This window comes from Paenibacillus sp. HJGM_3, from assembly GCF_045062745.1.
Classification (GTDB): domain Bacteria; phylum Bacillota; class Bacilli; order Paenibacillales; family NBRC-103111; genus Paenibacillus_AA.
Window position 1 is genome coordinate 34,418 of sequence record NZ_JBJGED010000037.1, and the last position, 18,631, is coordinate 53,048.

17 protein-coding genes and 1 other annotated feature are annotated in these 18,631 nt (G+C 57.5%); of the genes, 12 read left to right on the plus strand and 5 right to left on the minus strand.

Annotated features, from left to right (window positions below):
• Positions 1 to 38 precede the first annotated feature (38 nt).
• Positions 39 to 893, minus strand: a complete 855-nt coding sequence (ku, locus tag ACI5FR_RS29545; RefSeq protein WP_405461181.1) for a non-homologous end joining protein Ku — start codon at positions 891 to 893, stop codon at positions 39 to 41.
• A 162-nt stretch (positions 894 to 1,055) separates the two neighbouring features.
• On the opposite strand from ku, the gene ACI5FR_RS29550 reads away from it, so the two are divergent.
• Together ACI5FR_RS29550 and ACI5FR_RS29555 are read left to right on the plus strand one after the other, a co-directional pair.
• The gene (locus ACI5FR_RS29550) at positions 1,056 to 1,238 is read left to right on the plus strand and encodes a hypothetical protein (RefSeq protein WP_405461183.1); all 183 of its coding nucleotides are present in this window, start codon (positions 1,056 to 1,058) and stop codon (positions 1,236 to 1,238) included.
• 35 nt (positions 1,239 to 1,273) lie between these two features.
• Positions 1,274 to 1,453 carry an H-type small acid-soluble spore protein gene (locus ACI5FR_RS29555; RefSeq protein WP_405461185.1) on the plus strand — a complete coding sequence of 60 codons (180 nt, stop codon included), beginning with the start codon at positions 1,274 to 1,276 and terminating at the stop codon, positions 1,451 to 1,453.
• A 66-nt stretch (positions 1,454 to 1,519) separates the two neighbouring features.
• Here the strand turns inward: ACI5FR_RS29555 and ACI5FR_RS29560 are convergent, their stop codons facing one another.
• The 3 genes from ACI5FR_RS29560 to ACI5FR_RS29570 are packed head-to-tail and all read right to left on the minus strand — an operon-like array spanning position 1,520 to position 3,142.
• Positions 1,520 to 2,230, minus strand: a complete 711-nt coding sequence (locus tag ACI5FR_RS29560) for an AIM24 family protein (protein WP_405461186.1) — start codon at positions 2,228 to 2,230, stop codon at positions 1,520 to 1,522.
• A 32-nt stretch (positions 2,231 to 2,262) separates the two neighbouring features.
• Complete coding sequence (locus tag ACI5FR_RS29565; protein ID WP_405461188.1) at positions 2,263 to 2,751, minus strand: hypothetical protein; 489 nt, start codon at positions 2,749 to 2,751, stop codon at positions 2,263 to 2,265.
• A complete protein-coding gene (locus ACI5FR_RS29570; protein WP_405461189.1) occupies positions 2,699 to 3,142 on the minus strand; it encodes a DUF6526 family protein in 444 nt (147 codons plus the stop codon). The genes ACI5FR_RS29565 and ACI5FR_RS29570 overlap by 53 nt, the downstream gene beginning before the upstream one ends.
• Before the next feature lie 176 nt (positions 3,143 to 3,318).
• On the opposite strand from ACI5FR_RS29570, the gene tsaE reads away from it, so the two are divergent.
• From tsaE to tsaD, 4 genes are read left to right on the plus strand one after another with little or no spacing between them, the layout of a single operon-like run.
• A complete protein-coding gene (gene tsaE / locus ACI5FR_RS29575) occupies positions 3,319 to 3,798 on the plus strand; it encodes a tRNA (adenosine(37)-N6)-threonylcarbamoyltransferase complex ATPase subunit type 1 TsaE (protein WP_405461191.1) in 480 nt (159 codons plus the stop codon).
• Positions 3,795 to 4,628 (plus strand): tRNA (adenosine(37)-N6)-threonylcarbamoyltransferase complex dimerization subunit type 1 TsaB, encoded by an 834-nt coding sequence (tsaB, locus tag ACI5FR_RS29580; RefSeq protein ID WP_405461192.1) that lies wholly within the window; start codon positions 3,795 to 3,797, stop codon positions 4,626 to 4,628. Before tsaE ends, tsaB begins: the two co-directional genes overlap by 4 nt.
• Before the next feature lie 34 nt (positions 4,629 to 4,662).
• Positions 4,663 to 5,130: a ribosomal protein S18-alanine N-acetyltransferase gene (gene rimI, locus ACI5FR_RS29585; RefSeq protein ID WP_405461232.1), complete on the plus strand. Its 468-nt coding sequence runs from the start codon at positions 4,663 to 4,665 to the stop codon at positions 5,128 to 5,130.
• Positions 5,111 to 6,160 carry a tRNA (adenosine(37)-N6)-threonylcarbamoyltransferase complex transferase subunit TsaD gene (gene tsaD / locus ACI5FR_RS29590; protein ID WP_405461193.1) on the plus strand — a complete coding sequence of 350 codons (1,050 nt, stop codon included), beginning with the start codon at positions 5,111 to 5,113 and terminating at the stop codon, positions 6,158 to 6,160. The genes rimI and tsaD overlap by 20 nt, the downstream gene beginning before the upstream one ends.
• Positions 6,161 to 6,185: 25 nt before the next feature.
• On the opposite strand, the gene ACI5FR_RS29595 is transcribed toward tsaD, so the two are convergent.
• Positions 6,186 to 7,589 (minus strand): extracellular solute-binding protein, encoded by a 1,404-nt coding sequence (locus ACI5FR_RS29595; RefSeq protein ID WP_405461194.1) that lies wholly within the window; start codon positions 7,587 to 7,589, stop codon positions 6,186 to 6,188.
• A 494-nt stretch (positions 7,590 to 8,083) separates the two neighbouring features.
• Positions 8,084 to 8,368 (plus strand) — a binding site (T-box leader).
• Positions 8,369 to 8,445: 77 nt separating this feature from the next.
• Here ACI5FR_RS29595 and ACI5FR_RS29600 point away from each other — a divergent pair.
• The 6 genes from ACI5FR_RS29600 (at position 8,446) to ACI5FR_RS29625 (ending at position 18,321) form a co-directional block, all read left to right on the plus strand.
• Positions 8,446 to 10,038, plus strand: a complete 1,593-nt coding sequence (locus ACI5FR_RS29600; RefSeq protein WP_405461196.1) for a 2-isopropylmalate synthase — start codon at positions 8,446 to 8,448, stop codon at positions 10,036 to 10,038.
• A gap of 250 nt (positions 10,039 to 10,288) precedes the next feature.
• Complete coding sequence (locus ACI5FR_RS29605; protein WP_405461198.1) at positions 10,289 to 12,307, plus strand: MGH1-like glycoside hydrolase domain-containing protein; 2,019 nt, start codon at positions 10,289 to 10,291, stop codon at positions 12,305 to 12,307.
• Between the two features lie 242 nt (positions 12,308 to 12,549).
• Positions 12,550 to 13,419, plus strand: coding sequence for an ABC transporter permease (locus ACI5FR_RS29610; protein ID WP_405461234.1), 870 nt, complete (start codon positions 12,550 to 12,552; stop codon positions 13,417 to 13,419).
• Position 13,420: 1 nt separating this feature from the next.
• On the plus strand, positions 13,421 to 14,293 hold the full coding sequence (locus ACI5FR_RS29615) for a carbohydrate ABC transporter permease (protein WP_405461200.1): 873 nt from the start codon (positions 13,421 to 13,423) through the stop codon (positions 14,291 to 14,293).
• Between the two features lie 66 nt (positions 14,294 to 14,359).
• Complete coding sequence (locus tag ACI5FR_RS29620; protein ID WP_405461202.1) at positions 14,360 to 15,907, plus strand: extracellular solute-binding protein; 1,548 nt, start codon at positions 14,360 to 14,362, stop codon at positions 15,905 to 15,907.
• Positions 15,908 to 16,056: 149 nt separating this feature from the next.
• On the plus strand, positions 16,057 to 18,321 hold the full coding sequence (locus ACI5FR_RS29625; RefSeq protein ID WP_405461203.1) for a helix-turn-helix domain-containing protein: 2,265 nt from the start codon (positions 16,057 to 16,059) through the stop codon (positions 18,319 to 18,321).
• The last annotated feature ends 310 nt before the right edge of the window (positions 18,322 to 18,631 follow it).

Below are 18,631 nucleotides of genomic sequence, written 5' to 3' on the forward strand. Positions count from 1 at the left end.
AAAAAAGGGAGCGAGCCCCGCCCCCTGACCCGCCAAGGTCAGGAGCCGGTGCCCGCTCCTTTGTTCTTCGCCGTACTTCGTTTAGCCCGCGGCTTGGCCGGAGCCGCTTCATCCGCCGGCAGCTTGACCGGCTTGGTCGCCTCGAGGCTCGCCTGCAGGGCGGCCATGAGATCGATGACGTTCGCAGCCGGCTGCTCCGGTCTGATGTGGATTTCCTCGCCGGCCACCTTTTGTTCGATAAGGTGCATCACTTTTTCCCGGTAATCGTCCTTGTATTTCTCCGGCTCGAACGGGGTGGACAGCTGCTCGATCAGCATTTTCGCCATCAACAGCTCCTTGTCGTTCACGGCCGGATTCTCCGGCAAGTTCGGCACCTGCTTAATGGCGCGGATCTCGTCGGGATAGAAGATCGTCTCCATCACGATGCAGCCTTCCATGACACGGATCGCCGCCAAGCTGCTCTTGGAGCGGATCGACACCTTGGCGATACCGATTTTCCCGCTTTGCCGCATCGCCTCCATGAGAAGGCTGTACGCGTTCGTGCCCGTTTCGTTCGGCGCCAAGTAGTACGTTTTTTGAAAGTAGATCGGATCGATTTCGGTTAAATCGACGAAGTCGAGAATTTTGATTTCCTTGCTCGCCTCCGAGAGCGAATCCATCTCTTCCTTGCTGAACAGCACGAACCGCCCGGGCTCGTATTCGTAGCCGCGCGAGATTTCCTCCCACTCGACCGCCTGCTCGCAATGCTGGCACGTCCGGACATAGTTGAGCGGCGTCCCGCACTTGTTATGAATGTATTTCATGGAGATGTCCTTATCTTCGGTCGCCGTGAACATTTTGACCGGGACGTGAACCAGCCCGAAGCTGATCGCGCCTTTCCACACCGTATGCATCGCCATTCCCCTCCTCATTTTTGCATGTGTTAGCCGAATAAGTTCGCTCCTCTACATTGTGGGCAAAAAACCGCCGGTCTACACATGAATTGGGGGAGGGAGGGGAAATCTAAGCAAGATCGGACCACGATCTGAGAAACGGTCAAAAGGAGGAGAAGCACGATGCCGGATGTATCCTGCAGAGATTGCGATCACGAAGGCCGCGACAACTTTTTCATGGACATCGACCGGATGATCAATGAAGGCTTGGGCGGCGGGCAGGTTACGGTGCACAACGGGTTGATCGAGGAGACGTCGACGGATACGATGACCCATGTCGAATCCCTCCTCCAAGACGAAGAATAACCGGATTTACCCCACTTGAAGGAGGTGGTGAGCCCATGGATATACAACGTGCGGAGCAAATTCTGGCGTCGTCGAGCATTATTAACGTCACGCACAACGGCCAATCCGTCTGGATCGATCAAGTGGATGCGACCAGTCAGACGGCGAAGGTGCACGCGGCGAACAACCCGAGCGACACCCGGACCGTGTCCTTGAATCAATTGATGGAGATGTGAAGCTTCCCGGAAAAATCGATAGCTGCCTTCCCGATTCGTACGCGACGATGCTGGGGGCAGCTATTTTTATTTGATCCAGATGTTGCCGAATGGGAGCAGCTCGCGCAGCGTCCGCTTGATCAGGCCGTCGCCGGCCAACTGCTCTTCGAAGCTCGGGTCGGCCGAGGCGGCCTGCAGCAGGAGGGTCCCGGTCCCGGTGATTTTCCAATGGTAGGCCATATGTTGGCTGGCGAGGTGGTTGCCATAGACGCACAGCTCCAGATGGGCGTTATCCGGGTACGCGATGAGGGCACGCGTCTCGACGAATGTAGGGCGTTCGGGGTCGAGCTCCCACGTCTCGATCGGGCCTTGCGACAACAAGCCGATCGATCCGGTTCCGGAGAATCGCATACGGATGAAATCCCGGGTCACGAGCAGATGGCGGGCGCTCTGCACGACGCTGTCCATGCGGATTCCGTCGGTGAAATAGAGCAAATGCCGGAATTCGAACAGCAAGCGATTCGCGTCCGAGACGGGAACCGGCTGGATGCAATAGCCGGCCGGCAGGGCTATATACGCCATCGCGGGTCCGGTCAGCTTCGCCTTCACTAACTTCTTCTTTCGTACGATGCCTTTCAAGTCGAGAAACCGGTCTTCCCGCTGCGAAGAGCCGCCCTGGAACGCGATCAGCTGCCGCGGATGCAGTAAGTGGACCGCATCGTCGGGCTCCAGCTTCAGCTTCACCGTGTTGCGGGCGAGCGTGCCCGCGGCGGAGGTGTCGTCCGTCAAAATGCGCATTTCCTGGCTCCCTTTCTCCTGTGCCACTGTTCTTATCGAGTACGGAGCACGACCCGCATGACCCGGTTCAAGACGAAGTAGAGTACGATCAGCCCGGCCGCGGTGAAGATCATCGTCATCGTCCGGCGGTATTTGGCCGCACGCTCGCGTTCCGCCTGCTGCAGCAGCTGAATGGATCGCTGAAGCTGCTCATTCTGCTCGGCTAGCCTCGCATTTTGCTCGATCAGCTTTTGCTCGCTCTCCTTGAATTGCTGCAGCGTTTCCTTCGCCTCCCGGGAAACGACGTCCAGCTCTTGATTGGCGCGGTCGAGCTGCTGCTTCGTATCCTCGTATTGGGTCTGAAGCCTGTCCACTTCGCCGGGAAGCTGGAAGAAGCTCTTCACGCCGCTAATGAATCCCGCGGAAGCCGGCGTCGCCTGTACCGACAGGACGACGCCGAACAGCATCATGGTGAGCAGGAGGACCGTTCTAGACACGATGATAATCGCCGCGCCACTCGCGGACAGCCCGCTTGATCGCATCCGGGGCCAATTGCTCCTCGGCCGCTCGCTGGGACAAGGCGGGGAACTCTTCGTCCCCGGCGAACCTGAGGGCGATGATTTGGCGCATCGTGAGCCTGGGATCGAGCAGCCGGCCGGTCAGGACGAAGTGGCGCAGCTGCTCCTCCGCTCGAATGGCCCGGTCCTGTACTTTGGCCGCATAGCTGCGCACGAGCAGGAACAGGATGACGAGCGCGCAGGCGATTCCCATGAACAGCAGCGAAATCCCTACCTGGCCGTTGTCGGCTAGCGACCTCACCAAGTAGATGAGCGAGCCCACGAGTACGGCGACGACCAAGAGGGACAATACGAAATGGAACAGCGGGTGGAGGCGTCTGTGATTGGCATACGTTTGCGGAGCGGGTGCGGACATGGGCAACATCCTTTCCATAGGTAGCGTGGTTATTCTTATCTAATATTATAATGGACGCGCGCCGCATTTACATCCCTGTTCGGTGATGTTGCGGCCTGCCGACGGGACCGATATAATAAAGGTCAAGTTATTACGCCCCGGTGCGGATGGCACGGGAGGGCGAAGGAGCGGCAAGCATGGACAAGCTGTATGAATATCGGGCCGCCAGCCTCGCGGATACGCTTCGCTTCGCGGCTTTGCTGGAACCGCAGCTGCAGCCGGGGGCGGTACTGGCCTTGGACGGCGATCTGGGGGCGGGGAAGACGCGGCTGTCTCAAGCGTTGGCCCAGTATCTGGACGTTCCCGGCCTCGTGAACAGCCCGACGTTTACGATCATTAAGGAATACGAAGGCGGCCGACTGCCGCTGTATCATATGGACGTGTATCGGTTGTCGCTCGAAGAGGCGGACGACCTGGGGCTGGACGACTATTTCTACGGAGAAGGCGTCACGATCGTGGAGTGGGCGAGCCGCATCGAGCCGATTCTCCCCGACGACCGGCTATCGATCTACATTCGCAATCTGGGCGGCGAAGAACGCGTGCTCGAATTGAGACCGAGCGGCGAGCCTTACGAAGCGTGGTGCGCCAGCATGAAGGAGAACGGAATCGTAACATGAACGCAACTGGACAACCTCAAGGTACGCAACAATCAGAACAATCGGCAGGCATTTGGTTAGCCCTGGACACCTCCACAGGGTGCATGACAATCGGGCTGCTCGACCAAGGGCGGCCTGTTGCCGAATTCAGCTCGGAAGCGGAGCGCAACCATTCGATTCTGCTGCTGCCGGCCATCGAACGGCTGCTCGAGGAGCACGGTGTAGCACCGGCCGAGCTGGCGGGCATCGCCGTAGGCCGCGGCCCCGGGTCGTACACCGGCGTCCGTATCGCCGTCAGCGTGGCTAAGACGATGGCGTGGGCGCTAGGGATCCCGGTCGTGGCCGTCTCCGGATTGGAAGCGATGGCGCTGGGCGCCTGGAAGCGTGACCGCGGTACGGCCGTGCAGGGCAAGACGATCTGGTACGTCCCGCTGCTCGACGCCCGGCGGAAGCAAGCGTTCACAGGCCTGTACCAATGGCGGAACGGGGAGCGCTCGACGCTTGTCCCGGACGGCATCCGGCTCGTCCCGGACTGGGTCGAGCGGATCCGGATACTCGAGGCAGAGACGGCGGACCGGCCGGACCGGATCGTCTTCATCGGCGAGACGGCCGGCTTCGAGCCGCTCCTCGAGCCGCTCATTTCGCGCGAACCGGATCGGATCGCGGCCGTGCCCCGAGCGATCGAAGCCGGTGCTGTCGGCGAGCTCGCCTGGGAGCGCACGCTTCGCGGCGAGCGTGACGAAGTGCATGGCTTGATCCCGAACTACACGCAGCTCGCGGAAGCGGAGTCGAAGCTCCTCGAGAAGGAGAAGCAGCAGCGAGGAGGCGATCCTTTTGACGGAGCATGCTGAGTCAGCCGGAGCACTGGAGCCCGAATTCCGCTCCATGCGCGTGGACGACATTCCTACGATCAGCGAGATCGAGCGGGAGGCGTTCCCGACTCCTTGGTCGGAAGGCGCGTTTCACAACGAACTTACCAACAACCATTTTGCCCATTACTTGGTCATGGAGCTCGATGGCCAGATCGTCGGCTATGCGGGGATGTGGCTGATCGTAGACGAGGCCCATATTACGAATATCGCCGTGCGGCAAGGCTATCGGGGGCGCAGGCTGGGCGAGCGGCTCTTGACCCAGATGCAAGCGGCGGCCGTGTTCCTCGGTGCCGAGCGCATGACGCTCGAGGTGCGGGTGACGAACTATGTCGCCCAGCGGCTGTACGCCAAGCTCGGCTTCATTCCCGGGGGCCTGCGCAAAAACTATTACACGGACAACGGGGAGGATGCCCTGATCATGTGGGCGGAGCTGAGCCGCGTGGAAGGGGTGGAGATTCCGTATGACAGAGCCGAATCGTAGCGGGAAGGAACGCGGCCTCATCCTGGCCGTCGAGACGAGCTGCGACGAGACGTCGGTGGCGATCGTCGAGAACGGCCGTCATGTGCTAGCGAATATGGTGTCGAGCCAGGTGGACACTCACAAGCGTTACGGCGGCGTCGTGCCGGAGATCGCTTCGCGCCAGCATGTCGAGAGCATCACACTGATGCTGGACGAAGCGGTGAGCACGGCCGGCATCCGGCTCTCCGACTTGTCGGCGATCGCCGTCACGCAGGGGCCGGGGCTCGTCGGCTCCCTGCTCGTCGGCGTCGTCGCCGCCAAGGCGCTCGCCGCCGCGCTGCGGCTGCCGCTCATCGGCGTGCATCACATCGCCGGGCATATCTATGCGAATGCGATCGTCCATGAGCTCGAGTACCCGCTGATGGCGCTCGTCGTCTCCGGCGGCCATACCGAGCTTGTCCACGTCGAAGCGCCGGGACGGTTCCGCATCATCGGGCAGACCCGCGACGACGCGGCGGGCGAGGCGTACGACAAGGTCGCCCGCGCCATGGGGTTGCCGTATCCCGGCGGCCCGCACGTCGACCGGCTCGCCCAGCAGGCGGAGCCGGGCGAGGGCACCCCGATGCCTCGCGCCTGGCTCGAGGCGGATTCGTACGATTTCAGCTTCAGCGGGCTGAAATCGGCGGTGCTCGCCGCGCTGAACTCGGCGAAGATGCGCGGCGACATGATCCACCCCGTGCGGCTCTCCCGCGGCTTCCAGGACTCCGTCGTCGACGTCCTGGTCGAGAAGTCGCTTCGCGCCGCGAAGGAATTCGGCGCGCGCCAGCTGCTGCTGGCGGGCGGCGTCGCCGCCAACCGGGGCCTGCGCGACGCCTTGACGGCGCGCTGCGAGGCGGAGGGGCTTCCGCTGCTAGTGCCGCCGCTCAGCCTGTGCACAGACAACGCCGCGATGATCGCCGCGGCGGCCTACTTGAAGTGGGAGCGGGGCCAGTTCACCCCGCTCTCGATGAAGGCCGAGCCGCTCCTCTCGCTCGAGGCTTGGTCTGTGTAATAAAAAGCTCGTTCCATTGCGTAGGTTATACGCGGGAACGAGCTTTTTGCGTCGATTGGATCTTGTCGATCGTCTGGGACACCGAGTTCAAGCCGTTCCAGAACAGCGAGAGCGCCCGGCTCAGCTCGTCGAGCCACTCGTTGTCGGGGAAGATCGTCATCCCGAAGTGGGAATCGGTCAGTTGGCTGTCCGCGACATTGGCCGCCTCCAGGAAGGAACGGTCGAGCAGCTGGTCGTTGATCGGCTTCAGCACGGACAGGAATCCGAACCGCTTCAGCAGCTGCTCCTGGATGTCCGGGCGAATGATGAACTCGATGAACGCCTGAGCGAGCTCCGGCTCGTCGCAGTCGGTCGGCATCATCAGGCCGTTCGCTACGAGAAGCGTCGACTTGCGCGGGCCGAACTTCATCGGAGCCACCTGAGGCTCGAACGGCATGCCGCACTGCCTCCAGTACGCCAGCTCGAGTGCCGTTGTGAACACCATGGCGACCTTTTCGTTCAGAAACGGATCCTGGCCCCATTGGTTCATGTTGAACGTATGGAGCACGGCGGTTCGGTCCAGGTACAGCATGCGGTGGATCATCTCGAGCGACGCTCTTAGCTGTTCCGGCTCCTCCGCCAAACTCTCAAAATCAACTGTGTTCTGCAGCGCGATGACCGGCCAGCGGGTATGGCTCGACGAAATGCCGATTCCATATTGGTCGATGATGCCGTCCCCGTTCGTATCGAGCGTCAGCTCCTTGGCCGCGGCCAGCATGTCCTCAATCGTCCAGGACGAGTCGGGGAGCGGGACGCCCGCCCGCTCGAACAGAACGGGGTTGTACACCATGAACACGGGGCTGAACGTAACCGGCACGCCCTTCAGCACTTGATTATGGCGAAACGCATTCAGCAGCTTCGGGTAGAAGAAATTGCCGGTAATGCGCACCGATGGGCTCAAATCCTCATAGTCGCCGAAGTCGTCCACATCCATGAACAGCCGGTCGGAGACCACCACGATCTCGGGTACGACGCCCGCCAGCTTCGAATCGTGCACCGACTCCCACATTTGACTCGATGAGAAGTTCAGCAGTGCGATCCGGATGTCGGGCACTTCCTTCTCGAACTCCTGGATGAGCCAAGGGAAGCAGTGGTTCGTAAAATGGGACGGAGACGCGCTGGCGATGCGCAGTGTGCGCACCTTGGCCGGGCTGCTCTCCATCACCGGGGCGGTCACGAGGGTGCCTTGCCCCATTTTGCGGATGACCAGCCCTTCGTGCACTAGAAGCTCTAACGCCTTGCGTACCGAGATGCGGCTCATGCCGTATTGCCTGGACAATTCGTTCTCCGAAGGGAGGAATTGCCCGGTTCGAATCGCGCCGGTCTGAATTTGCCCGCGCAATGTATCCGCTAACTGCATGTATAGGTATTGGTTGATGTTTTTCCTCATAAGGTCGCGTCCTGTCTAGGGGTGGTGGCAACGTTTTCACCATTCTATCATAAAAAAAGAGAGGGCACATAGGGGAGGAACAATTATAGTAGGACCCTCCAGAAAATGAGGACGAAGTGCACAATGGAAACGGAACATGCGGAAAAAATGCAATTATCGGGATTGACATTTGACTTCCGTGCATACTATAATACATAACAACTTTTATTCTTGGTAAACGCTTGGAACGGGAGCAGTACGTGAAGGAGTCGTCCAGAGAGCTGCGGGGTGGTGCAACGCAGTCGATGCCTGATCCGAATCTCGCCCGGGAGCGGCCCTACGGAACGTTCGCACGAGTTTGGCGGACCGTACGCTGTGGACAGTTGACCCCTGTGATCGGGTTCCGAGGGGGTTCGGTGCAAGTGTTGACCGGGCCAACAAGAGTGGTACCGCGACAGTCCAGCCTGTCGTCTCTTGATGAGACGATGGGCTTTTTTTATTTATGAATCCTATAAAACAACGTGATGAACGGGAATAGTATGGGGGGAGCTCCTTGCCAGAGAGCTGCGGGTCGGTGCGACGCAGCAGGGAGCCTCTCCGGAACTCGCCCGGGAGCGGGAAGACGATAACGGCAGCTGCTGGATGCGCAGCGGGCTTCAAGTCTTCACGGCCAACCCCCGATACCGGGTTCGCGTCGATCCGACCTGCAGCATCCGCATGGTTCGGCGGCGCGACAGAGCGGGCCCGGCTATCCGGGTCAACGAGAGTGGTACCGCGACAGCACGCCTGTCGTCTCTTATCCAGGAGACGGCAGGCTTTTTGGCGTCTCTCCGCACGTTGAACGTAAGATACTCAACCTAATCAGGAGGGCATTCCCATGACAACCCATTCGACTACTTCTACAGCTTCCACAGGCAAACGAAAAATTACGATTTTCGATACGACGCTTCGTGACGGCGAGCAATCGCCAGGCGCCTCGCTGCATTCGAGCGAGAAAATCGTCCTGGCCCGCCAGCTCGCCCGCCTCGGCATCGATGCGATCGAGCCGGGCTTCCCGATCTCGAGCCCCGGGGATTTCGCGGCCGTGCAGCAAATCTCCCGCGAGCTGCAAGGCGTCGAGATCGTCGGCTTCGCCCGGGCGCTCCGGCCGGACATCGACGCGGCGATCCGGGCGACCGAGGACGCCGGCTTCCGTCGGCTGCACCTGTTCATCTCCTCGTCGCAAATTTTGCTCGAGCATCAGCTGCGCAAGTCGCAGCAGCAGGTCGTGCAGATGGCCCGGGAGATGGTCGCCTATGCGAAGCAGCATGTGGAGCGGATCGAGTTCTCACCGATGGACGCCTCGCGCACCGGGGAGGAGTTCCTGTTCGAGCTGGTGGAGGCCGTGATCGCCGAGGGCGCCACGATCATCAATATCCCGGACACGATGGGGTACGCGCTGCCGGATGAGTACGGCCGCATGTTCCGCCGGGTTCGTGAGAATGTGCGGGGCGGGGATACTGTGGCGTACAGCGCTCATTGCCACAACGACCTGGGGATGGCCGTCGCGAACAGCATCGCGGCGATTCAGGCCGGGGTATCGCAAGTCGAGGTGACGATCAACGGCGTCGGCGAGCGCGCCGGCAACTGCTCGCTCGAGGAGCTGGTGATGGCGATCGAGACGCGGAAGGAAGCACTCGGCGTGGAGACGGGTATCGTGCTGCCGGAGCTGTACGAGACGTCCCGGATGGTCAGCCGGGCGATGCATTTCCCGATCGCGTACAACAAGCCGATCGTCGGCCGCAACGCGTTCCAGCACGAGTCGGGCATTCATCAGGACGGGTTGCTGAAGAACCGCAACACGTTCGAGATCATGGACCCGGAGGCGCTCGGTATTCCGCGCAACATGATCATCCTGGGCAAGCATTCCGGCCGTCATGCGCTGCAGCATCGCGTGGCCGAGTTCGGGGTGGCGCTGCAGGACGGGCAGCTGGAGGAGCTGTTCACCCGCTTCAAGGCGATCGCCGACGAGAAGAAGCACGTCACCGATGACGAATTGCTCCGGATCGTGGGCAGTACGATCAACCAGACGCTGGAGCGGTTCGTCCTCCAGGATGTGCAAGTCGTGACGAGCAGCCTGAAGAACCGGGTCGCTTCCGTTACGATCGCCGATCAAATCACGGGCGCTGTTCAGTCTCATTCGGCAACCGGCGACGGGGCGATCGAGGCGTTGATCCAGTGTATCAAATCTGCCATGCCGTTCGACATGGAGTTCATCGACCTGGAGCTGCAATCGATGGCGCACGGGGAGCGGGCCAAGGCCGAGGCAGCGGTGGAGATCGCCGTAGATGGGCGCCCTTATCGGGGCTCCGCGATCGATCAAGATGTAGTGATGGCCGTGGCCCACGCCAGCATCTCGGCTTGCAATCAAGCGGCGCGCTCCGTGCAGGCAGATGTGGAGGCTCAATCAGGAGCTGGGGCGGTCAGCTGAAGTGTATTAGAGGATCTAGAAACGTAGTCAAGGGAACGAGACGAAGAAATAGAGGATTCTCGTTCCCTTTGAGATTCGCACGGAGGTTGTCAACGATCTGAAGCACCTGAGAGGGTGCTTTTTTCTTTTGTGGAGCAAATGACAACTTTAAGGCAGATAATGATTGTTCGGCCGAAACAACCCACACCATGAATATCGACGGAAACGGAGACCGGTCCTTAAGATAGGAGTACAAAGGACAGGTGATACCATGAGCTATCAATTGAATGAGTTTGCTTTCGATTTGCGGGCCAGCGTGGCTCCAGCCAATCACATTTGGGTGTGCAGCGGATATAGTACCGCAGCGCCTCTGGCGAATACGGTAGCAGGCGTCAGCGGCTTGTTCTCGCCGCCGTTTGCAGCGCAGGACGTTCAAGTGCTGCTTCAATTCGAGGCGGACGGGCATCCCGTGAGCGATACCGGGAACCGAGGAAAAGGGGATTGCGGGTTATTATATGCGGGAGCCGAATGGCGGCCGGATCGGATCGAGCGAACCGGAACCTACCACTATTTCGTGGAGGAGCGGTTGATTTCGCTCTCCGTACGAAGCGCCCTTGTTCCGCTGGCGGATCGGGCCGGGTTCGTGCTAACCGTAAGGGTGGTCAATCGGACGGATCGCGGCATACAGCTGCGGATCGAGCCGCAGGTCACGCCCGGACATCCCGCGATCCAATCGCTCGACGACTGGGATTTCGGCCATCCTCCCCTAGGCTCTCAGACGCAAGAAACCGGTTCGGGGATCTGGGAGAACAATCAGGTTCGGATGACGCTGCTGCAAGAGGGGGTTCAGCCGGCCAGCTTGGCGCCTGGGCAAGAGGCGGTGTATCGCTTGGCCCTCCTGCTGACGCCCGCCGGAGAATCCGCAACGCTCGACGGCGGTAGTCTTGCGGACTGGGAGCAGCGGACCAATAAGGTATGGCAGCAACGTATTGAGCGTACATGCAAGTCGGTTCCTAGACTGACCAGCGACATTCCCGGCCTGGAGGATTACTACCGGCGCTCGCTCATCAGCGGTCTGATCTGCCTGTGGGACCATCCCGATTTCGCGATGCAGCCGTTTCCGGTCGTGGCCGGGATGGAGGGTGCCGGCATTTGCTGTTATCCGTGGGACGCCGGCGGGTATGCAGGACGGATGCTCGGCTTGATGCTGGGAAGCGACAAGACGATGGAGCTGGCGCAGCTGATGGCGGACAGCGGCATCGAGCGTCATTCGAGATTTGCGCCCAGCGGTCTGGGCAAGGATGTACCTTATTCGTACAGCCTGTGGTCCTTTTTCAATTTGATCTGGTGCAATGTGACGCAATACGGCGATGGACTCGAATTTTACGAGCTGATGAAAAAGCTGCTGCTGGCCGACGAAGAGCGGCTGCCGGCGTGGAACGAATTACTCGATTACGGCAAGCAGCACAACCTGCTGGAAATGAGAAGCGCCGCCCATGAGCATGTGGTGTCGAGCCCGAACGCCGAAAGAGCCTGGTGTTACGACCGTTTGGCCGATATGGCGGAACGACTCGAACTGGACGAGGCCGGAACATGGCGGGATAAAGCCGGCCGGATCCGAGAAGCGATTCGGGAGCACCTATGGGATGAGGAAAACGGATGGTTCATTTGCCGGTACCCGAACGGGCACGTGGAGCGGGTGTATACGATTCAGGCTTTCGACACGCTGAGAATGGGGGTGTGCAATCCGGACATGTCTACCACCCTCCTGAAGCATTTGCGTGACGGAGCGTTTCTGGCTCCCTACGGCGTAAGCAGCATTTCGGCGGAAGATTCCCTCCATTACGAACTGAACGATCCGGACTGGTCCGGCGGAGGCAGCTATACGGGAGAGAGTCCGACTCTCGCCCTCACTTTATGGGAGCAGGGTCAGCCCGATCTGGCGTGGAACGTCCTGAAGCGGCTGTTCTGGATGGGCCGGCATTTGCCGTACTTCCCTCAAGAGCACTATTGCGACCGCCCTGCCGTGCCGAGCCACAAAAGGGGCAATATCGTAGCGGGCCTCACGGGGACGGAAGCTCTCGTATTCGGGATGGCCGGAATCAAGCCGCAGCTCGACGGAACGCTCATCGTATTCCCGCAGCCGCCGCTTGCGGGGAACGTCTCGATCACCGGCTACATGTTCCGGGGACGAAGGATCGATGTTCATATGAAACCGCACCACTGCGAGATTGTTTGCGACGGAATGACCGTATACAAGGGAGCGCCGGTTTCCTATCAAGTTGTGTAGAAGATGACAGAGCCATGGCAGAAAATGATTGTTCCTTCGAAACAACCAATGAAATGAATATCGACGGAAACGCAATCCGACTAGTAACATGAGGGCTAACGAAGATGGTTGGAGGATGTGATGGACAGATGGACAGAACTACGGCTTGGAAGAAGCGAGATGGAACATCCACACCTTCAATAACAAGCACCGTTCAAGAGGGGTATCTGAAGAAGCTCCTGCGGGACATCAATAAAGAAAAAATGCTGTATGCCATGCTGATCCCCGGTGTCTTATTTTTTCTCTTGTTCAAATATTTGCCCATGCTCGGCGTAGTCATCGCCTTTCAAGATTATCAGCCCTTCGCGGGGATCATGAAAAGCCATTGGGTCGGCCTGCAGCACTTCGAGCGTTTCTTCTCGAATCCGGATTTCTGGAAGCTGTTCCGCAACACACTGGTGCTGGCCTTATACAATTTGCTCTTTTTCTTCCCGCTGCCCATCATCTTAGCGCTTATGCTCAATGAGGTGCGGGCGGAATTTTTCAAAAGATCGGTGCAAACGATTATCTACATCCCGCACTTTATATCGTGGGTCGTCGTGGCGGGGCTGACGTATACCCTGTTTACGACCGAGGGCGGTGTCGTCAATGAAGCGCTGGCTTTCGTGGGAGCAAATAAAATCAATTTCTTGCTCAGCAAGGATTGGTTCCGCTCGATGATCACGTCACAGGTGATCTGGAAAGAAACCGGCTGGGGGACGATCATTTTCCTAGCGGCACTGGCGGGCGTGGATCAGCAGCAATATGAAGCGGCCCGTATCGACGGAGCCAACCGTTGGCACCAGCTGTGGCATGTAACACTACCAGCCATTCGGGCGACAATCGTGCTTTTGCTGATTTTGAGGCTGGGCAGCTTTCTGGACACCGGCTTTGAACAAATCTTCCTGATGCTCAATTCCGGGAATCGGGATGTGGCGGAAGTATTCGATACGTACGTATATACGTCCGGTCTTGTCAATGCGCAGTTCAGCTACAGTACCGCCGTAGGGCTATTCAAATCTCTTGTGAGCCTGATCCTGGTCATAGCCGCGAATCAACTGGCGAAGAAATTTGGCGAAGAGGGGGTTTATTAGCATGAGGCAGCGTACATGGGGCAGTAGAGCGTTCGACGCAGCCAATGGCCTGGTGCTGTTACTCGTAGCGGTCATTACCGTTCTGCCGTTCATCTTTGTCTTGTCGGGATCGCTTGTGTCGTCCGAGGAGCTGCTGGTCCGCAAAATCGTCCTCTTTCCTACCAAATTCTCGCTCGACGCCTATCGGTTTCTTTTTTCGACCAAAATCATTTCCAGCAGCTTAGGGATCACCGTGTTCATTACCGTTGTAGGCACGCTGATCAATCTCGCGGTTACCACGCTGATGGCGTACCCTTTGGCGCGGAAAACGCTCCGCGGCCGGGGGAAAATCATGCTGATGATCGTCATTACGATGCTCTTCAGCGGCGGGATGATTCCGACATACCTGGTCGTCAAAAACCTGGGGCTGCTGGATACGTACTGGTCTCTCTGGATTCCTTCGGCCATCAGCGCGTTTAATTTGATCTTGCTGAAAAACTTCTTCCAGCAGCTTCCCGACGGTCTGGAGGAATCGGCCAAAATCGACGGCTGCAACGATCTGCAGATATTGTACAAAATCGTGATTCCTTTATCCTTGCCGGCTATGGCCACGTTCGCGCTCTTCTATGCGGTAGGGCATTGGAACTCGTATTTTACCGCCATTCTGTATTTGAACGATACGAAAATGTGGCCGATTCAGGTCTGGCTGCGGCAAATTGTGCTTCTGTCGTCAGGAGGCTTCACCGATGCCGGTACGGTGGCGGAAATGTCGGTCCCGCCTCAAAGCATCAAGTATGCGGTTATCGTAGTGGCGGCGGTCCCGATTCTGCTCTTGTATCCGTTCCTGCAGAAGCATTTCGCCAAAGGGGTTTTGCTCGGTTCGGTAAAAGGATAGAAGGCCAAGGGAGGGTTACGGTTTTCTGTCTTTCACATAATAACTCATATAAACGGAGGGTGTTGTATGCAAAAAACGTTCAAAAAAAGGTTTGCCGTCATCTGCACGGCGGCCATGACCGCGTCCTTATTAGCCGCTTGCGGAGGAGAAACTCCCAGCAATAGCAGCGCGAGCCCGGAGGGCGGAGCGACAGCAACCGGAAGTCCGGCGCCAAAGCAAGTCAAATTCAGTATGATCTCGCCCTTCTATGGGCAACAGCCGCCGGCGACGGATGATTCCAACCCCGCCTTCAAGTTGATTCAAGAACAAACGAACAGCAAGCTCGAGGTTACCTTCGTTCCCGGCTCCTCCTATAACGATAAGCTGAACGTAACGATCGCTTCGGGCAATCTCCCTCAGGCCGTGGTGGTCCTCGATACCAAGAACTCGGCGATTATCAATGCGATTCGTGCCGGCGCTTTCTGGGAAATCGGTCCGTACCTCAAGGATTTCCCCAACATCAAGAAGTATTGGAACGATAAGATCGCCAACAATATTTCCGTAGACGGCAAAATATACGGAATTTATCGGGACCGTCCGTTCGCACGCAAGGGCATCATCTTCCGTCAAGATTGGCTGGACAATCTAGGGCTGAAGCAGCCCAAAACGGTAGACGACTTCTACAACGTGGCGAAAGCCTTTACATTAAACGATCCGGATAAGAACGGCAAAAACGACACCTACGGGCTGTCCATGACGGACGATAACGTGATTAACGATGCGGGCGCTGTCCTCGTCACCGCGATGGGCGGGTTTAATCAGTGGGGCGTGCAGGACGGGAAGGTCATCCCGGATTTCATGACCAAAGAATATATGGACGCGCTCAAGCTGCTCAAAAAGATGTATGACGAAAAGCTGATCAATCAGGACTTCGGAGCCCTCAAAGGAACGAAGCTCCATGAAGCCATCAATCAGGGCAAAGCCGGCATCTATTTGTCCAGCATCGACGACGCGACCAATAAGCACGCGGATTTGTACAAATTGAATCCGAACGCCAAGATCGATTTCGTGATCGGACTGGAAGGGCCGAAGGGAGTCAAGCTGCCCGCGAATTCCGGCTACTCCGGGGTGTTCATGTTCCCGAAATCCAGCGTCAAGACCGAAGCGGACCTCAAGGGAATCTTAGGTTATTTCGAGAATACGCTGAAGGAAGATGTGCTGAAAACGTTCGCGTGGGGCGTGGAGGGCGTGCACTACAAAACGGAGAACGGCAATCCGGTGTTCACGAACGAGCAGATGTTCACGAATCAGGTGGGCGATCTGGGGCAGCTGCGCATCGCTCCGTCCACCTTGGCCTGGCCGACGGAGTCCGATATGGCGAAGAAGGTGAAGAAGCTGTATAACGACGGGGTGGTTAATGCGGTACCAAGCGTCATTGAGCCGTTTCTGTCCCCGACGAAAACGCAGTTGGGAGCGGAGCTGGATAAACTGGTCAACGATGCTCGCGTCAAATTTATCATGGGAGATATCGATGAAGCCGGCTTCGTCAAGGTAACGGAAGAGTGGCGTAAAAAAGGCGGCGACAAGATGATTGAAGAATTTACGGCCGAATACAACAACGCCCAGAAAAAATAAAGCCTGCCGATTTGCGGCGCCTCCTTCCTGGAATGTAAAGGAAGAAGGTGCCGCAAATCTTGACATTCCCGAGTAGTTGCAGGTACAAGTAAGGAAACGATGAACACGGTCGAGCCGGGGTTTGTACTCGATCAGCGGAGGCTTATCTTATGAAATTGCGCCCGTGGACATTTTTAACCAAGCTCATCTGGTTCACCCTTCTCCTAGGAACGTTTCCGGTTATGGTGCTGGGCGTATTTTCCTATTATCGGGCATCCGATGCAGTGCAGACCAAGGTCTATGAGAGCAATCAACAGATGCTGCAGCAGTCGGAATCCCAGATCGAGCAGCTGCTGCGCTTAATTGATTACTCCGCTATTCAATATATGAATCAGCCGGCTGTGATCAATGCTCTCAGAGGGGAGCTGAAGGGGACGGACGGATACGTTCAATCGGTGCAGAACCTGCTCGCCTTAATGATTAAGCTTCAGAGCAACGAGCTCGGCACGATGAGCATGGAATTGATCAGTCTGGACTACCAATGGTCCATCGGCGCTACCGGCTTGTCGACGCTGGATGCCCAGGCTATGGAACGATACGCGGAATGGGTGAAGAATCCCAGCACGTCCTTCTGGTCCACGAGTTCGACGAGTATCCAGCTGATTAAGAAAATTCCCGCCTATTCCGCCAATCCGACCGGACTGCTGATCATGACGATCCCGATTTATGAGGTTAATAAGCTGATCGGCAAGGCTACCGCAATGGGAAATGTCCTGGTGCTGGACCAGAATCAGGTTGTATTTGCCGGCAATGAAGGCGGCCTTCTGGGCAAACCGTTTCGCGAGCTGTCCATCGGTCGAAGCGCGTCCTTTTCCGAGGCGGAGATGGGCTTTTACACGGCCCATTCGGAGCGGGAGCGCGTAGGGATTAGTTATAGGAGGTCGGTCTATAACGGGTGGATCTATTTGTCGGTGGTGTCGATCGATGAACTGAGTAAGGAATCCCAGGCTATCGGGTGGTTTACCGTTTACATTTGTATCGGGATTTTAGTGATCGCCCTTCTGTTTGCTTATTTGGGTTCCAGGAAAATGTATAAACCCATCCGGAGATTGTATGAGGTGGTTTTGAATTCGCCTGAAACGGTCGGCACGGATAGGGGCCGCGATGAATTTGAATTTTTGAACGAGCGGTTTAGCGGCTTGCTGCAGCGGGAGTCGCGACTGCTGCAGGAGGCTCAGGGGCAATCCCGCCAAATGGGGGAGTATTTTGTCTTCAAGCTGTTCCAGAGCGATATGGCGAAGCAGGAGATCCAGGAGAAGCTGGCGATCTTCGGGTACCCGACGACCTGGAGCCATATGTGCGTCATGACGATCCAGATCGATACCTTGATGGGCACTCGCTTCGAAGAGCAGGACCGCGATCTGCTGCTGTTCGCCATCCATAACATCGTGGCCGAGCTGATTGCGATGGAGCAAAGACTGCTCCCGGTCGTGATGGGGGATTCCCAGGTTACCTTGCTCGGGGGGACCGAAACCGACGCCCAGCGGTTCAAGACCCTTCTCGACTCGACGGCCCATCGAATTATGCAGATGATCCGCCAGTATCTGGAATTGAAAGTGAGCATTGGGTTCAGCCGCGTGTTTAGTGACATTAAACAAATCCGTCCCGCCTATCGAGAAGCGTTGGAGGCACTCAAGTACCGGATGAAGCTCGGAGACGAGTCCATCCTCTTCATCGAAGATGTGCAGCCGGAGCAAAGCGTGCAGCTGAACTATCCCGATGCGATCGAGCGGCAGCTGCTCGACGCCTTGAAGCTCGCGGATCGGGAACAGGCCACCCGGTTCTTGAATCAATTCATTGCTGCGATTTCGGCAGACGAGCGAACCCATGAGGATCTGTTCATGTCCTTTGTGCGCCTACTCATGCAGATTCTTCAGGCTGTTAAGGGTGCCGGTGTTGCGCCTCATCAGGTGTTTGCCGACGAGCAATCGCTGTTTACGCAGCTCTTTCAATTGAAAACGGTGAAAGAAGTGGAACAGTGGTTCCTGAATGTGGTCCTGTCCCCGTTCCTGCAGCATCTGGAGCACAAGCAGGAGCAGCAGTATCAAAGCATTTCCAGCCAGATCATTCATATGATCGAGACTGGGTTCGATACCGATCTTACGCTGGAGATGTGCGCCCGCCGTATGAATTACAGTCCGAATTACTTGACCAAAGTGTTCCGGAAGGAAACCGGCGTCAATTTCAGCGACTACTTATCGGACTATCGCATGACAATGGCCAAACGCTGGTTGGTGGAGACCGATATGAAAGTCTCCGAGATTGCGGAAAAGCTGAAGTATACTTCGCCCGCGAATTTCATTCGCTCCTTCCGCAAGCTGGAGGGAACGACGCCGGGTCAATACAGGGAGAACTATTGGAACAAGCCGTCTTAGGCGGCGGAGCATTCATGGAGAGACACCGAGCAGGTGTCTTTTGCTTTGTATGGGTAATGGTTCGCGTGAAGCCTGTTGCTATTTCTCCGGCGCATCCACTTAAACGGATGGAGGAATCTGCAACGTTACGTAGCGTGTGGATAAATGTTATCCACAGGGGGTGTGGATATTGTGTATAAACGCGGCAATCCCCCTGTAGTCGACACATTGTTAAGCTTTTGCAAATGGGATATGTTTTTCAGCCGTGTTTGTGGATACTGTGGATGGTTGTGTGGAAAGGTGCTGATCCATAGTCCAGCCCGTCCCTTCA

Coding starts and splice junctions, on each gene's coding strand:
- ACI5FR_RS29600 (WP_405461196.1), top strand. CDS start 8,446: ATGACAACCCATTCGACTACTTCTACAGCTTCCACAGGCAAACGAAAA.
- ACI5FR_RS29610 (WP_405461234.1), top strand. CDS start 12,550: ATGCTGTATGCCATGCTGATCCCCGGTGTCTTATTTTTTCTCTTGTTC.
- ACI5FR_RS29625 (WP_405461203.1), top strand. CDS start 16,057: ATGAAATTGCGCCCGTGGACATTTTTAACCAAGCTCATCTGGTTCACC.
- tsaB (WP_405461192.1), top strand. CDS start 3,795: ATGAACGCAACTGGACAACCTCAAGGTACGCAACAATCAGAACAATCG.
- ACI5FR_RS29550 (WP_405461183.1), top strand. CDS start 1,056: ATGCCGGATGTATCCTGCAGAGATTGCGATCACGAAGGCCGCGACAAC.
- ACI5FR_RS29570 (WP_405461189.1), bottom strand. CDS start 3,142: ATGTCCGCACCCGCTCCGCAAACGTATGCCAATCACAGACGCCTCCAC.
- ACI5FR_RS29595 (WP_405461194.1), bottom strand. CDS start 7,589: ATGAGGAAAAACATCAACCAATACCTATACATGCAGTTAGCGGATACA.
- ACI5FR_RS29620 (WP_405461202.1), top strand. CDS start 14,360: ATGCAAAAAACGTTCAAAAAAAGGTTTGCCGTCATCTGCACGGCGGCC.
- ACI5FR_RS29560 (WP_405461186.1), bottom strand. CDS start 2,230: ATGCGCATTTTGACGGACGACACCTCCGCCGCGGGCACGCTCGCCCGC.
- ACI5FR_RS29615 (WP_405461200.1), top strand. CDS start 13,421: ATGAGGCAGCGTACATGGGGCAGTAGAGCGTTCGACGCAGCCAATGGC.
- tsaD (WP_405461193.1), top strand. CDS start 5,111: ATGACAGAGCCGAATCGTAGCGGGAAGGAACGCGGCCTCATCCTGGCC.
- ACI5FR_RS29605 (WP_405461198.1), top strand. CDS start 10,289: ATGAGCTATCAATTGAATGAGTTTGCTTTCGATTTGCGGGCCAGCGTG.
- ACI5FR_RS29565 (WP_405461188.1), bottom strand. CDS start 2,751: ATGCGATCAAGCGGGCTGTCCGCGAGTGGCGCGGCGATTATCATCGTG.
- rimI (WP_405461232.1), top strand. CDS start 4,663: ATGCGCGTGGACGACATTCCTACGATCAGCGAGATCGAGCGGGAGGCG.
- tsaE (WP_405461191.1), top strand. CDS start 3,319: ATGGACAAGCTGTATGAATATCGGGCCGCCAGCCTCGCGGATACGCTT.
- ku (WP_405461181.1), bottom strand. CDS start 893: ATGCATACGGTGTGGAAAGGCGCGATCAGCTTCGGGCTGGTTCACGTC.
- ACI5FR_RS29555 (WP_405461185.1), top strand. CDS start 1,274: ATGGATATACAACGTGCGGAGCAAATTCTGGCGTCGTCGAGCATTATT.